Here is a 13,754-nt window from a genome sequence, read left to right on the forward strand (position 1 = left end):
CCGGTTGCCATGTTGCTCGAAGTGCGCGATCTGCACGTGGAGTTCCACACCCGCGAAGGCGTCGCCAAGGCCGTCAACGGGGTCGACTACTCGGTGGCCGAGGGCGAGACGCTCGCCGTCCTCGGCGAGTCCGGTTCGGGGAAGTCCGTCACCGCCCAGGCGATCATGGGCATCCTCGACATGCCGCCCGGGAGGATCGCCGGCGGGGAGATCCTCTTCAAGGGCCAGGACCTGCTGAAGCTCAAGCCGGAGGCGCGGCGCAGGATCCGCGGCCAGGAGATGGCCATGATCTTCCAGGACGCCCTGTCCTCGCTGAACCCGGTCCTCACCGTCGGCGAGCAGCTCGGCGAGATGTTCGTCGTGCACCGCGGCATGTCCCGCAAGGACGCCAGGGCCAGGTCGGTCGAGCTGATGGACCGGGTCCGCATCCCGGCCGCCAAGGACCGGGTCGGCAACTACCCGCACCAGTTCTCCGGCGGAATGCGCCAGCGCATCATGATCGCCATGGCGATGGCCCTGGAACCGTCCCTGATCATCGCCGACGAGCCGACCACCGCCCTCGACGTCACCGTCCAGGCCCAGGTCATGGAGATCCTCGCCGAGCTCCAGCGCGAGCTGAACATGGGCCTCATCCTGATCACCCACGACCTCGGCGTCGTCGCCGACGTCGCGGACAAGATCGCCGTGATGTACGCGGGCCGCATCGTCGAGACCGCCCCCGTGCACGACATCTACAAGGCCCCCGCCCACCCGTACACCAAGGGCCTGCTCCGGTCGATCCCGCGCCTGGACCAGAAGGGCCGGGAGCTCTACGCGATCAAGGGCCTGCCGCCCAACCTCACGCGCATTCCGCCCGGCTGCGCCTTCAACCCCCGCTGCCCGCAGGCGAGGGACGTGTGCCGCAGCGACGTGCCGCCGCTCTACGAGGTGGACGAGCGGCGCCGGAGCGCCTGTCACTTCTGGAAGGAGACGCTCGATGCACGCTGACCGCGACGAGAACGCGGGGACCGGCGGTGGCGCGACCGGCTCCACCCTGCTGTCCAGAGCGCGGGAGGACGCCGTCACGCCGTACACGGAAGGCGACCCGATCCTCCAGGTCCGCGACCTCGCCAAGCACTACCCGCTGACCCGGGGCATCCTCTTCAAGCGGCAGATCGGCGCGGTCAGGGCCGTCGACGGCGTCGACTTCGACCTGTACGCGGGCGAGACACTGGGCATCGTGGGGGAGTCGGGCTGCGGCAAGTCGACCGTCGCCAAGATGCTCGTCCACCTGGAACGTCCCACCGCGGGCGCGATCCGCTACAAGGGCGAGGACATCGCGAAGCTGTCCGGCCGGGCGCTGAAGGCCGTGCGCCGCAACATCCAGATGGTGTTCCAGGACCCGTACACCTCGCTGAACCCGCGGATGACGGTCGGCGACATCATCGGGGAGCCGTACGAGATCCACCCCGAGGTCGCCCCGAAGGGCAGCCGACGCCAGAAGGTGCGGGACCTGCTGGACGTCGTCGGGCTCAACCCCGAGTACATCAACCGCTATCCGCACCAGTTCTCCGGCGGCCAGCGCCAGCGCATCGGCATCGCCCGGGGCCTCGCCCTCAACCCCGAGATCATCGTCGCCGACGAGCCGGTCTCCGCGCTCGACGTGTCCGTACAGGCCCAGGTCGTCAACCTGCTGGACCGGCTCCAGGCGGAGTTCAGCCTCAGCTTCGTCTTCATCGCGCACGACCTCTCGATCGTCCGGCACATCTCCGACCGGGTCGGCGTGATGTACCTCGGCCGGATCGTGGAGATCGGCTCCGACGCGGAGATCTACGACCACCCCACCCACCCGTACACCCAGGCGCTGCTCTCCGCCGTCCCCGTACCGGACCCGACGGCCCGGGACCACCGGGAACGGATCATCCTGCACGGCGACGTCCCCTCGCCCGCCAACATCCCCTCGGGCTGCCGTTTTCGCACCCGGTGCTGGAAGGCGCGGGAGCGGTGCGAACTGGAGGTCCCGCTGCTGGCGGTCCCCGCGGAGTTCCGGTTCGTCGACACCCCGGCCCGGCACGACTCCGCGTGCCACTTCGCGGAGGAGAGGAGCGCGGTGCCGCCGGAGGGCGAGCGGGAGGTCCCGGGGCCCGCGGGGCGGGGGTCCGAGGAGCCGGGGCGGGAGCCGGGGCGACCCGAGGGCGAAACGTCATGAAGCCGCGTCGGATTCGTTAACGGACCGGTAACTTCACCGTCGCCGCACCGATATACGGACGCTCCATGCTGAACAGCGTACGGCCGTGCGGGTGCCGTGGTCCGGCCGGAGCGTCGTCCTGTCGCTCCGGCCGGCTCCCGCGGCTTCCGGCCCGTCCCGTCCCGTCCTGCCCCGTCCTGTCACCCTCGCGGACTTGTTCATCCGTTCGGGGCAATGGACCATCGCAGCGTGACACTTACACGGGGAGCGAGAATCACCGGCGCCGTTCTGTGCGCGGTGCCCGCACTGATGGCCGTGGCCTGGCTGGTGCGGGACTTCAGGGTGGTGGACGGACCAGGGATGCTCTGGGACATCTGGACGGGCGCCGCGAACGTCTGGGCCGTACCGTCGACCGCCACCACCGCCACCACCCTCATCCTGCTGGTCGTCCACGTCGCCGCCGCCGTGGCGGCGCTCCGGTCCGCCATCGCGGCTCCGGTCCTGATCGTCACCGGCATCGTCACGTTCGCCGTGCGGCTGCCCGGTGTCTGGACCATCGCCGACGCCCCGGCCCCGCAGGAGCTGCGCGACCGGGCGCTGCTCACCACGTACGTGGTCCTGGCGGCCGGACTCGCCATGGCCGTCGTCGGGGTGGCGGGGCGCCGCCCGGTGGCGGACGGTGAGGAGCGGCCCGCGGGACCGGGCCGGGCGGCCGGGGTGGCGGCCTTCCTGCTCCTCGGTTTCCAGGCGGTGGTCTTCGCCGGCTGGGAGCTCCGGCAGGCCTTCGTCTTCCCGGACAGGCTGTATCCCGCGTGGTTCACCGGCGGGAGGTCCGTGCTCGTCCCGCTGACCGAGGCCCCGCCCGGCTGGACCAACGTGGTGCTCATCCTGATGTTCCTGGTGGCGGCCGTCGGCGCGGTCGCCGGAGCGGCCTACGCGCGACCGCTCGGCCTGATCGCGGGCGGGTTCATGCTCTCGTCCGGTGTGCTGGGCGTGGGGCGCGTCGTCCGCTTCGAGATGTACGAGCGGTTCGCCGGCCTGGACATCGAGACGCAGCTGAACACGCTGAGCTTCGTCACCTCGCTCCTCGCCGGGGCCGCCGTGCTCGTGGTCCTCGCCCGCGAGGGCGTCGAGCGGACCCCCGCCGGTGGCGCCCCGGGCCCCTGGGGCGGGGCCGGCCCCTGGGGCGCCCCGCCCCCCGGCTACCCGCCTCCCCAGGCGGCCTACCCGCCTCCGCCGGCGGCCCCCGGTCAGCAGCCGCCCGCCCCCGGCTTCGGACCTCCGCAGGGCGGCGGCTTCGGGCCCCCGCCCCCCTCCCCGCCGCCCCGCTGGTGAGCGGGTGACGGGGAGAGCGGGCCGGGCCGGTCGGGCGCCGCTCAGGCTCCGGTCAGCCCCAGCGACCGCTTGAGGAAGTCCACCTGGAGCAGGAGCAGGTTCTCCGCGACCTGCTCCTGCGGCGTCATATGCGTCACCCCGCTCAGCGGCAGCACCTCGTGCGGACGCCCGGCGGCCAGCAGCGCCGAGGAGAGCCGCAGGGCGTGGGCGACCACCACGTTGTCGTCGGCCAGGCCGTGCACGATCATCATGGGCCGGACCTCGGCGGCGGGCTCGGAGAGACCGTCGTCGGTGAGCAGCGAGTTGTACGCGTACACCTCGGGCTGCGTCGCCGGGTCGCCGAGATAGCGCTCGGTGTAGTGGGTGTCGTACAGCCGCTGGTCCGTCACCGGGGCGCCCACGACCGCCGCGTGGAAGACGTCGGGCCGCCGCAGCACCGCGAGCCCCGCCAGATAGCCGCCGAAGGACCAGCCTCGGATCGCCACCCGGGACAGGTCGAGGGGGAACCGCCCGGCGAGCCCGTGCAACGCCTCGACCTGGTCCTCCATCGTCATCACGAGATTGTCCCGCACCGCCTTCTCCCAGCCCGGGGAGCGGCCCGGTGCGCCCCGGCCGTCCGCCACGACCACCGCGAAGCCCTGGTCCGCGAACCACTGCGAGGTCAGGTGCGCGTTGTGGGCGGCGACCACCCGGCGGCCGTGCGGACCGCCGTACGGGTCCATCAGGACCGGAAGGGGGCCATCCGCTTCCTGGTAGCCCGAGGGGAGCAGCACGGCGCACGGAATCCGCCGTGCGCCCCCCTCGGTGAGCGTCACACGGGCGGAGAGCACCGGCTCCTGGGCGAAGCTCGTGATCCGGGTCAGCCGCTTGCCGTCCCGCACCACCCACGCGGCGGCTCCGGGCTCGTCGGGGACCGCCGAGACCACGACCGCGAGACCGCCCGAACGGACGGCCGAGTGCACACCCACCCCTTCGGAAATCCGCTCGATTCCCAGCTCGTTCACCCGGTACACATGGATCTGCCCGATCTCCGGCTCGACCGCGTCCTCACCGGCCACCGCCGAGACCAGGATGTCGGACTCCCCGATGTCCAGCACCGACTGGACGTGCAGCTGCGACCCGGTGAGCAGCCGGTCCCCGACCGCCAGCACCCGCGCGCCGCCCTCGTCGACGATCCGCACCAGGCGCCCGTCCGGCGCCCACGCGGGCACCCCGGGGAAAAGATCCAGCCACACCGGGTCCTCGTCGACATGCACGATCCGGGTCGCCCCGGTCTCCGGGTCCACCGCCAGATACCGCTGGCTGCGCTGGTCCCGGGCCTGCACCAGCAGCAGCGGAGCGCCCGCGGAGGACCAGTGCACCTGGGCCAGGTACGGGAACGCGGCCCGGTCCCAGACCACTTCGGTCCGGGCCCCCTCCAGGTCCATGACGAAGAGCCGCACCTCCGCGTTGGGCGTGCCCGCCGCCGGGTAGGCGATCTCGGCGGGCTCGCGCCCGGGGTGCGCGGGATCGGCGATGTACCACCGCTGTACGGGGCTGTCGTCGGCCCGCGCGACCAACAGCCGGTCCGACTCCGGCGACCACCAGAAGCCCCGGTAGCGGTGCATCTCCTCGGCCGCGATGAACTCGGCCAGACCATAGGTGACATGGGTGTTCTCCGGCTCGGCCAGCGCCCGGTCGCCCTCGCCCCCCGCGCCCACGACCCGCAGCGCGCCCTTGGCCGCGTACGCGATGTGGCGGCCGTCGGGGGACGGGCGGGGGTCGATCACCGGGCCCGGCACCGGCAGCGCCCGCGCGGTCCCGGCCCGCAGTTCGGCCACGTACACCTTTCCGGACAGGGCGAACGCGGCCACCTCCGCGGCCGCGTCCACCGCGTAGGAGACGATGCCCGACGAACCCTCCCGGGTCCGCTCGCGCCGTGCCCGCTCCTGCGCCGACAGCTTCTCCGCGGCACCGCCCAGCAGGACTTCGGGATCGGCGGCGACGCGCTCCTCGCCGGTCGCCGGGTCGAGGACCCAGAGCCGGGTGGTGCGGTCCGTTCCGGACATCGACCGGAGGAAGATCACGCGCGTCTCATCCGGTGAGACGGTGAAGGCCCGAGGTGCGCCGAGAGTGAAGCGCTGGGTCCGTGCTTGCTGGCGGGGAAAGGACAGCTTCTGCGAGGTCATGGCTCCGAACTTAGCCTCGTGCGGCGGTTCGTGCGCCCCTCGTGCTGCTGTGCACCGATCAATGCGTTGGCACGGATAGTTATGATCCGTAGCGCTCGGTGGGTAGGAACCCGCTGGCTCCGCGTGTGCTCCTGCTCCCGACCGTACTGATGGAGGTGAACCGCCGTGGCGCTCTCGATTTCGGCGGTAGTGCTGCTGGCGATCATTGTCTTCCTGCTGATCCGGAAATCCGGGTTGAAGGGGGGACACGCGGTGGTCTGCATGCTGCTCGGGTTCTACATCGCGAGCTCGTCCATCGCGCCGACCATCTCCGATCTGACGAGCAACGTGGCGGGGATGATCAGCGGCATCAAGTTCTGACCCCGGGAGACGCGGGGACGGGGGCAGGGGGCACGGAGGGCGGGGTGCGCGGGGGCACGGGGGGCCTCCGAGCTCGTAGGGTGGTCCCCATGAAGGACCTCCCCGCCCGCCGTCTGCTGCTGGTGCACGCGCACCCCGACGACGAGTCGATCAACAACGGCGCCACCATGGCCAGGTACGCGGCCGAGGGCGCCCACGTCACCCTGGTGACGTGCACGCTCGGCGAGGAGGGCGAGGTCATCCCGCCCTCCCTCGCCCGCCTCACCGCCGACCGGGACGACGCCCTGGGGCCCCACCGCGTCGGCGAGCTGGCCGCGGCGATGAAGGAGCTCGGCGTCGCCGACCACCGCTTCCTCGGCGGGCCCGGACGCTACCGGGACTCCGGAATGATGGGCGCCGAGCAGAACGGCCGCCCCGGCTCCTTCTGGTCCACCCCGGTGGACGAGGCGGCGGCCCACCTCGTCGAGGTGATCCGCGAGGTCCGCCCCCAGGTCATGGTCACCTACGACCCGGACGGCGGCTACGGCCACCCCGACCACATCCAGGCCCACCGCGTCGCGACGCGCGCCGCCGACCTGGCCGCCGATCCGGCCTACGGCTCCGGGACACCGCACGCCGTCGCGAAGATCTACTGGAACAGGGTGGAGCGGACCGTGGCCGAGGCCGGCTTCGAGCGGCTGCGCACCACCGCCCCGGAGGCCTTCCCCGGCATCGCCTCCGTGGACGACGTCCCGGGCGTGACCGACGGGGAGCGGATCACCGCCGAGATCGACGGATCGGCGTACGCCGGGGCCAAGTCGGCGGCGATGAGCGCCCACACCACCCAGATCGCGGTCGACGGCCCGTTCTTCGCCCTCTCCAACGACCTCGGCCAGCCCCTGCTGACGACCGAGTACTACCAACTGGTGCGGGGCGCACCGGGCGTGCCCGAGGGGGCGCGCGAGAGCGACCTGTTCGCGGGCGTCCCGGACACCGAGGGAGGCGCGGCATGAGCGAGCACCCCGGAGGCGAGCACCCCGGAAAGGCTCGTGGGAACCCCGCGAAGGCCCGGGGCCGCGCCGGTTCCTCCCACGCGCCGCGGCGGAACGCGCCTCCCAGGGAGCCCGATCCCACCGGTTTCGCGGCCCGGCCGAACCCGGCCCGGATCGCCGCCCACCTCGGCTTCGCCGTGCTCGGCGCCCTGGTCGCGATCGCCGGCACACTCGTCCAAGCCGCCTGGTTCCCGGGCGGGTTGATCATCGCGCTGGCAGCCTCCGCGGGCCTCTTCTACGGCGGCCGGATTCTTACCCGCACCCAGATCGGCGCGCTCGCCCCGGCGGCCGGATGGTTCATCACGGTGTTCCTTCTGCTGAGCGGGCGGCCGGAGGGCGACTACGTCTTCGGCGACGAACTCGGCCTGGTGCTGTTCATGCTCGGTGGGACCGCCGTCGCTGTGATGTGCGCCACCACATCCAAAGTGCCGCAATCAGCCATCCGCAGCGGCCGGTCCGGTACGTGAAGTGCCAAGTCCGGGTCGGGAACGACCCCCACAGGTGTGACGCACGGGTGGAGGTTCCACCCGGTCGCGCAGTGTCCGGCGGCGGCGGCAAGTATGGTGGTGCGCGCGCCGAGCCGTCCCCTGGCCTGCGACATGGGGGAAGTACGGGCGGCGGAGCCAATCGGGAGAACCTGCTTTGAGTCGTGAAACTGACAGTTCGTCCTCCGGGCCCCAGGGCCGCGGCCCAGCCGCGTACCCCTCGGGTACGCCGCCGTACGGATCCCGCCAGTATCCGTCGCTCCACCCGCCGCAGGACGGCTCTGACGAGAACCCGGAACCCGTGGCTCCGCCCCGGCCCGAGGAACCGAAGACCGAGACGACGCTGACGACGCGCATCCGGATCAACATCCCCGGGTCGCGTCCCATCCCGCCGGTCGTGATGCGTACGCCGATGGCGGAGAGCGATATCGCCGGCGGCCGTTCCGACGCGGAGCGCACCGGCGCCACCCCGCGCCCCGGCACGCCGCCGCCCGCGCCCGGAGCCGGACTCGCGGACCGTTCCGCGGGCCCGAACGGCGCGGCGCCCGCGGACCGGCCCCGGGACGGCGGCCCTGCCGCCGACCCGGCGCCCGCGGAGAAGCCGGCCCGGGAGAAGAGCGGCAGCGACTGGTTCGCCCCGCGCAAGGCCTCGGCCACCGGACCGGGAGCAGCCGCTCAGGGCGCCGGCACGGGCGGTCCGGGCACGCCCGGTGGCCCGAGCGCGGGCACGGGTGGCCCCGGTGGCGGGTCCGGCGGCGACGCGGGCCGCTCGCATCCCGACCTGCCGTACTTCTCGGACGCCCCGCAGTCCGGCGGCGGCCCGGGCGTACCCGGCTCCGCCCGCAGCGCGCTCGACGCCTACGGCACCGAGCCCCCCGGCACAGGCCCCCGTGCCACTCCCGGCCCCGGGGTGAGTCCGCCCGGTCCGTCCGGTCCCACGGCGGGACCGGTCACCGGCAGCTCTTCGCTGACCCCGAACCTCGACGGCGTCCCGGGCCTCGGCGGCCCCGGCCCGATGGTCCCGGGCGTCCCCGGCGGCGGACCGCCCCGGCTGTCCGACGACACCACGATCCTCACACCGCAGGCCCCGGCCCCGGCCCCCGAGTCCGGGCATGACTCGGGCTCCACGCCGACCAGAGGCATCCCCGTGGTGCCCAGCGAGCCCCGCGCCGCGTTCCCGGGCGGCCCGGGCATGCCCGGCGGCCCGATGCTCGGCGGTCCTGGCGGACCCGGTGGTCCCGGTGTTCCCACGCCCGGCTCCGCCGCCCCGCGTCCCGCGTCCCAGGCCGCCGCTCCCGTCCCCGCGAAGAAGGGCCGCTCCAAGCTGGTCCTCCTCGGGGTGGCCGCGGTCGTGCTGCTCGGCATCGCGTACGGGGCGGGTCTCCTGCTGAACCACTCCGAGGTCCCCAAGGGCATCACGGTGCTCGGCGTCGACATCGGCGGCGGCACGAAGGAGGAGGCGGTCACCAAGCTCGAAGCCGCCCTCGGGGAGCGGGCCAAGACGGCCCTGACGCTGTCGGTGGACGGCAAGGAGGAGAAGCTCGACCCCGAGAAGGCCGGTCTTACCCTGGACAGCCAGGAGACCGTGCGCGGCGCGGCGGGCAGCGACTACCACCCCGTCTCGGTGATCGGTTCGCTGTTCGGTGGGGAACGTCCCGCCGACCCGGTGATCCCGGTCGACGAGGAGAAGCTCGGCGTGGCGCTGACCGACCTGGCCGGCGCTCTTGGCTCGTCCGGCGACGGCACGATCCGCTTCGAGCCGAACAAGGCCGTGGTGGTGCCGGGCAAGCCGGGCAGGACGCTGGACGCCGGCCAGTCCCTGATCTCGGTCCGGGACGCCTACCGCGCCCAGGTGCAGACCGGGCAGACCCGGCTGGTCGAACTCCCCGTCACCACCAGCGAGCCCACCATCACCAAGGCCGAACTGAACCGGGCGATGAAGGAGTTCGCCGAGCCCGCGATGTCCGATCTGGTCACCATCAAGGCCGGTCCCAAGGAGATCCAGTTCGGCCCGGCCCGGTCGCTGCCGCAGATCCTCTCCATGAAGCCCGTGGACGGCCGGCTGGTCGACGTCTACGACAAGCAGGCGATCGACAAGCTCCTGGACGGCGTCTTCGACGGCATCATGGCGGTCAAGGGCGACGGCAAGAAGTACCAGGTCGGCGCGGACGACGTGGCCCAGGCGATGAAGACCGCCCTGGCCGGGAAGACCCCCGCCGACCGCACCGTCACCATCGACCTGACCGGCCAGGGCTGACGCCCGGACCGGACAGCCGCTCCATCCTTCGCCCCCGCCCGGGAACGTCTCCGGCCGGGGGCGAAGTCGTCGGCGGCCGGGTTCCGGGCCGGCGCGTCCAGCGGACGGCGCCGGCCTGCGGGGACTCCTGCTTCTTGAGGATCGCGTCGACCTTGCCCTGGTGCGGTGGGGGGAGCATGCGTGGGGTACGTCTCCTGGGTCGTGGTCCGCGTGCACGACGAACGGTCGGGAGAGTCTGGGGGGAGGCGCCGGGAGAGCGCTCTCTCGTCGGCGATGACGTCGTGCCCGGTCGTGGGGTCCGCAGGCGGGCGCGCCGCATGCGGGGGACCATGGGGCCATGAGTTCCCCCGCCGGTCCGCAGCGCCCGCCCCGCGAAGCCGATCGGATCAAGGTCTGGTTCCGTTTCGTCCCGCGCGAGGACCGGCCGCCCTACGACACCGAGGGCTTGTGGGCGACGCGCCTGGGCCCGGACACCGCGAGGGTGGACAGCGTGCCCTTCCTCCAGGACGGGGTCGCCGAGGGGGAGACCGTACGGTTGCGCACGGACGGCGACGGGGTGCACTGGGCCGTCGGCCGCGTGGCCGACTCGGGCAACTGCACCGTACGGGTGCTGCCGTTGCCGGACGGGCCGCTCGGGCGCGACGCCCGGGCCGTGCACGAGCGGTTCGCCGCCCACGGGCTCACCGGCGAGGTCTTCAGCGCCGAGTTCCCGCTGGTCGCCCTGACCGTGCCGGGCGGCGCGGACCTGCGCGGGGTCAAGGCGCTGCTCGCCCGCGGCCGGGACGAGGGCTGGTGGCACTTCGAGGTCTCGTGCGTCACGGATGCCTGGCGGGCCGCGTAGCGCTTGGGGCGCCGCGGCCCGCCAGGCGGTCGCACCCGGGCGTTACGCCCCCTCCTCGCCGATCCTCCGGATCACCCGGGCCGGGTTGCCGACCGCCACCACGTTCGCGGGCAGGTCCTTCGTGACGACCGACCCCGCCCCGACCACCGTGTTCTCACCGATGGCCACCCCGGGGCAGACGATCACCCCGCCGCCCAGCCACACGTTGTCGCCGATGGTGATCGGCCGCGCGGCCTCCCACTTGGCCCGGCGCGGTTCGGGGTCGATCGGGTGGGTCGGGGTGAGCAGCTGGACGTTCGGGCCCATCTGGACGTCCGCGCCGATGGTGATGCGGGCGACGTCCAGGAGGACCGCGCCGAAGTTGATGAACGTCCGGGGGCCGATGGTCGTCAGGTAGCCGTAGTCGACCCGCAGCGGCGGACGGACCTCCACGCCCTCGCCCAGCTCGCCGAGGAGCTCGGCGAGGGCGGCGCGCCGGGCCTCGGGGTCGGCGGCCGAGGTGGCGTTGAAGCGCTCGGTGAGCACGGCCGCGTGTTGCGCCTCCGCCGCCAGTTCGGGGTCGTCGGCGAGATAGAGCTCGCCGGAGAGCATGGCTTCCTTGTGGCTGGGCCTGATCTCGTCGCTCATGTGGTCTCTTCCGTGCGGGGTGTACGGGGCGCTCGCGGTGATCCGTCCGCTTCCAGCAGTCTGCCCCCGACGTCCCCGGACCGGTCACGCAATCCCGGGGCCAGCGTCAGTGTCACCGCCACCGAGAGCGCCGCGACCGCCGCCATGCCCGAGGCGGGTGAGGTCAGCTGGGCGATGCCGCCCGCCAGGGCCGCCCCCACGCCCTGCATCGCGAGCATCCCCGAGGAGCTGAGTCCGAGCGCCTGGCCGCTCAGCTCCTGCGGGGTGAGGGCCATCAGTCGTTCCTGGAGCAGCAGACTCGCGGCGAAGCCCACGCTCGCCAGGACGACCGCCGCCAGCGCGAGGGGCAGCTCCGGGCGCAGCGCGAAGAGCAGATAGGGCGCGGCGAGGAGCAGCCGGAGCGGGGCCCCCAGCCGTGCCCGCCACCGTGCCGTGACGAACCGGCCGACCAGCGTGTCCCCGGCCAGCATGCCCAGGGCCCCGCCGGCGAAGAGGAGCCCGGCGTGCCCGGGCGCGTACGCGACATACAGGGACTCGGCCCCGACGACGAGCCCGTTGGGCACCCACAGCGCCAGGAACACGTACCGGCGCGGCGTGGACGACCAGAGCAGCGCGTTCGTCCGCCGCGTCTCGCGGACCGACGGGCGGCCGGTGGCCCGGGGCGGCCGGGCCGTCAGCCCGAACCGGGTCATGCCCGCCGCGACGACGTACAGGCCCGCCCCGATCAGCAGGGTGCCGCGCGCCGAGAACACCGTCACCAACAGCCCGCCCACCGCGTACCCGCAGATCTGCATCGCGCCGCCCGTCATGTTCAGCACGGAGCGGCCGAGCAGGAATCCCTCGCGCGGAACGATCTCGTTGAGCAGCCCGTACCGCACGCCCCCGCCCGGTGACGAGGCCGCGCCCACCACCAGCAGGACGGCGAACGCGGCCCACAGTGGCAGTCCGGGAGCGGCCTGGACGCCGGCGGCCCCCGCGGAGAGCAGCGCCAGGGCGGTGAGCGCGGCGCGCGGCGGCAGCCGGTCCGCCGCCGACAGCAGGGTGAGCGCCCCGGCCACCTGGGCCAGCGACGGACCGAACATCGCCAGGGCCGACAGCAGGGGTGAGCCCGTCCGCGTGTACACGAGCGTGCCCAGTGCCAGGCCGGTCGCGGTCTGGGCGGCCGTCTGCACGGAGACGGCGGCGAAGAAGGGCGTGAACTCCGGGGTCCGGAACAGTTGGCGGTAGGTGCGCATGCGGTGGAGTCTCCGGACGCCGCCGCCGGGGCCGTTATTGTTTCGCGCGGAAGCGAAAGTCCGGGGCAGGATTCGGCGAGGTCGGCGAGGTTGACGGGACCAGCGAGGTCGGCGGGACCAGCGAGGTCGGCGGGACCAGCGAGGTCGGCGGGACCAGCGAGGTCCGCGGGACCAGCGGGGTCGGCGGGGCCAGCGGGGTCTGCGGGGCCGCCGGGGCCCGAGGGCGGACTGGGAGAACGGGGCGGTGGGGCGCGTGGGCTGGTGGCAGGTCGGTGCGGACACCCTCGCGACCAGCAGGTTCGTCGTCTCGCCCCTGGCGGAGGCCGTCGCGAGCCTGCTGGTCCTGGAGCGGGCCGCCGCGGCGCATCCGGGTGAGCGCGCCTGGCTGGAGACCCACCTGCCCGCGTACCGGCGGTGGAAGACCGACGACCCGGTCTCCGCGCTGGTGGTCAGCTCCGCCCTCGCCCCCCGGTGGATCGCCGACTTCCTCATCCCCGTGCCGGACCCCGGCCCGCCCGGTCGGGCCCCGCCCTCCTTCGCCGACGAACTGGCGCCGGTCCGGGCCACCGGGCCCGGCCGGGCCCGTGCCGAACTGGCCGAGGCGCTGCGCGGGCCGTTGCCCACCGCGCTGGACCGGGACGACCTGGCGCGGCGCGCCGCCGACGCCCTGGAGTGGGTCTGGACGTACACCGTGTTGCCCGACTGGCCGAGGCGGCGGCGGCTCCTGGAAGCCGATGTGGTCGCCCGTTCGGCCCAGTTGGGGCGTGGCGGCTGGGCCGAGGCGCTGAACGGCATGCGCCCCGGTGTCCGTTGGCTGGGCGGCAGTCGGCTCCAGATCAACACCCACGACAACCCGCCCCGTGAACTGGGCGGCGCGCGACTGCTGTTCGTTCCCGTGACCCCGTACCAGTCCTGGGTCTGCTGGGACATTCCACGCCGGTACGGGCTGGTGTACCCGTGCTCCGGCGTGCTCGCCGAGGCCGGGCGCGTCCCGGTTCCCGCCGCCCTGGGTGCGCTGATCGGTCCGGCGCGGGCGGCCGTCCTGCTGCTGCTCGCCTCCCCGCTCAGCACGACGCAGCTCGTCGCGCTGACCGGCCAGGGGCTGGGCTCGGTGGGCCGCCATCTGCGGATCCTGCTGGACGCCGGACTGGTCCGCCGCCGTCGCGCGGGCCGCTCCGTGCTCTATTTCCGCACGGAGGCGGGGGACGTCCTGGTGCGGGGCGTGGGCTGACGGAGCCCGTACGGGTG

The 13,754-nt window shown here is 73.5% G+C and carries 12 protein-coding genes; 9 read left to right on the forward strand and 3 right to left on the reverse strand.

All coding sequences use genetic code 11. The features are described from left to right. Positions 1-9: 9 nt before the first annotated feature. From ACZ60Q_RS16760 to ACZ60Q_RS16770, 3 genes are all read left to right on the forward strand, one after another. Complete coding sequence (locus ACZ60Q_RS16760) at positions 10-987, forward strand: ABC transporter ATP-binding protein (RefSeq protein WP_469634422.1); 978 nt, start codon at positions 10-12, stop codon at positions 985-987. Beyond that, positions 977-2,188 (forward strand): ABC transporter ATP-binding protein, encoded by a 1,212-nt coding sequence (locus ACZ60Q_RS16765; RefSeq protein WP_469634425.1) that lies wholly within the window; start codon positions 977-979, stop codon positions 2,186-2,188. Before ACZ60Q_RS16760 ends, ACZ60Q_RS16765 begins: the two co-directional genes overlap by 11 nt. Before the next feature lie 228 nt (positions 2,189-2,416). Continuing rightward, a complete protein-coding gene (locus ACZ60Q_RS16770; protein WP_469634429.1) occupies positions 2,417-3,502 on the forward strand; it encodes a hypothetical protein in 1,086 nt (361 codons plus the stop codon). A 41-nt stretch (positions 3,503-3,543) separates the two neighbouring features. Here the strand turns inward: ACZ60Q_RS16770 and ACZ60Q_RS16775 are convergent, their stop codons facing one another. Further along, entirely contained in the window at positions 3,544-5,670 is a 2,127-nt protein-coding gene (locus ACZ60Q_RS16775) for a prolyl oligopeptidase family serine peptidase (RefSeq protein ID WP_469634435.1), read from the reverse strand. 165 nt (positions 5,671-5,835) lie between these two features. Between ACZ60Q_RS16775 and ACZ60Q_RS16780 the strand changes: the two genes are divergently transcribed. From ACZ60Q_RS16780 to ACZ60Q_RS16800, 5 genes are all read left to right on the forward strand, one after another. Further along, the gene (locus ACZ60Q_RS16780) at positions 5,836-6,030 is read left to right on the forward strand and encodes a hypothetical protein (RefSeq protein ID WP_469634437.1); all 195 of its coding nucleotides are present in this window, start codon (positions 5,836-5,838) and stop codon (positions 6,028-6,030) included. Positions 6,031-6,119: 89 nt separating this feature from the next. Further along, on the forward strand, positions 6,120-7,022 hold the full coding sequence (gene mshB / locus ACZ60Q_RS16785) for an N-acetyl-1-D-myo-inositol-2-amino-2-deoxy-alpha-D-glucopyranoside deacetylase (RefSeq protein ID WP_469634440.1): 903 nt from the start codon (positions 6,120-6,122) through the stop codon (positions 7,020-7,022). Continuing rightward, positions 7,019-7,528: a DUF6113 family protein gene (locus ACZ60Q_RS16790; RefSeq protein ID WP_469634442.1), complete on the forward strand. Its 510-nt coding sequence runs from the start codon at positions 7,019-7,021 to the stop codon at positions 7,526-7,528. The genes mshB and ACZ60Q_RS16790 overlap by 4 nt, the downstream gene beginning before the upstream one ends. Positions 7,529-7,703: 175 nt before the next feature. Continuing rightward, positions 7,704-9,803 carry a VanW family protein gene (locus tag ACZ60Q_RS16795; RefSeq protein ID WP_469634445.1) on the forward strand — a complete coding sequence of 700 codons (2,100 nt, stop codon included), beginning with the start codon at positions 7,704-7,706 and terminating at the stop codon, positions 9,801-9,803. A gap of 337 nt (positions 9,804-10,140) precedes the next feature. Beyond that, positions 10,141-10,644, forward strand: a complete 504-nt coding sequence (locus ACZ60Q_RS16800) for a DUF4265 domain-containing protein (protein ID WP_469634448.1) — start codon at positions 10,141-10,143, stop codon at positions 10,642-10,644. 42 nt (positions 10,645-10,686) lie between these two features. On the opposite strand, the gene ACZ60Q_RS16805 is transcribed toward ACZ60Q_RS16800, so the two are convergent. Both ACZ60Q_RS16805 and ACZ60Q_RS16810 read right to left on the reverse strand, forming a co-directional pair. Beyond that, positions 10,687-11,271 carry a sugar O-acetyltransferase gene (locus tag ACZ60Q_RS16805; RefSeq protein ID WP_469634451.1) on the reverse strand — a complete coding sequence of 195 codons (585 nt, stop codon included), beginning with the start codon at positions 11,269-11,271 and terminating at the stop codon, positions 10,687-10,689. Further along, positions 11,268-12,506 (reverse strand): MFS transporter, encoded by a 1,239-nt coding sequence (locus tag ACZ60Q_RS16810; protein ID WP_469634454.1) that lies wholly within the window; start codon positions 12,504-12,506, stop codon positions 11,268-11,270. Before ACZ60Q_RS16810 ends, ACZ60Q_RS16805 begins: the two co-directional genes overlap by 4 nt. A gap of 253 nt (positions 12,507-12,759) precedes the next feature. Here ACZ60Q_RS16810 and ACZ60Q_RS16815 point away from each other — a divergent pair, with 253 nt between their 5' ends. Next, positions 12,760-13,737, forward strand: a complete 978-nt coding sequence (locus tag ACZ60Q_RS16815; RefSeq protein ID WP_469634457.1) for a helix-turn-helix domain-containing protein — start codon at positions 12,760-12,762, stop codon at positions 13,735-13,737. Positions 13,738-13,754: the final 17 nt, after the last annotated feature.

This window comes from Streptomyces sp. NPDC104313 (assembly GCF_055583985.1).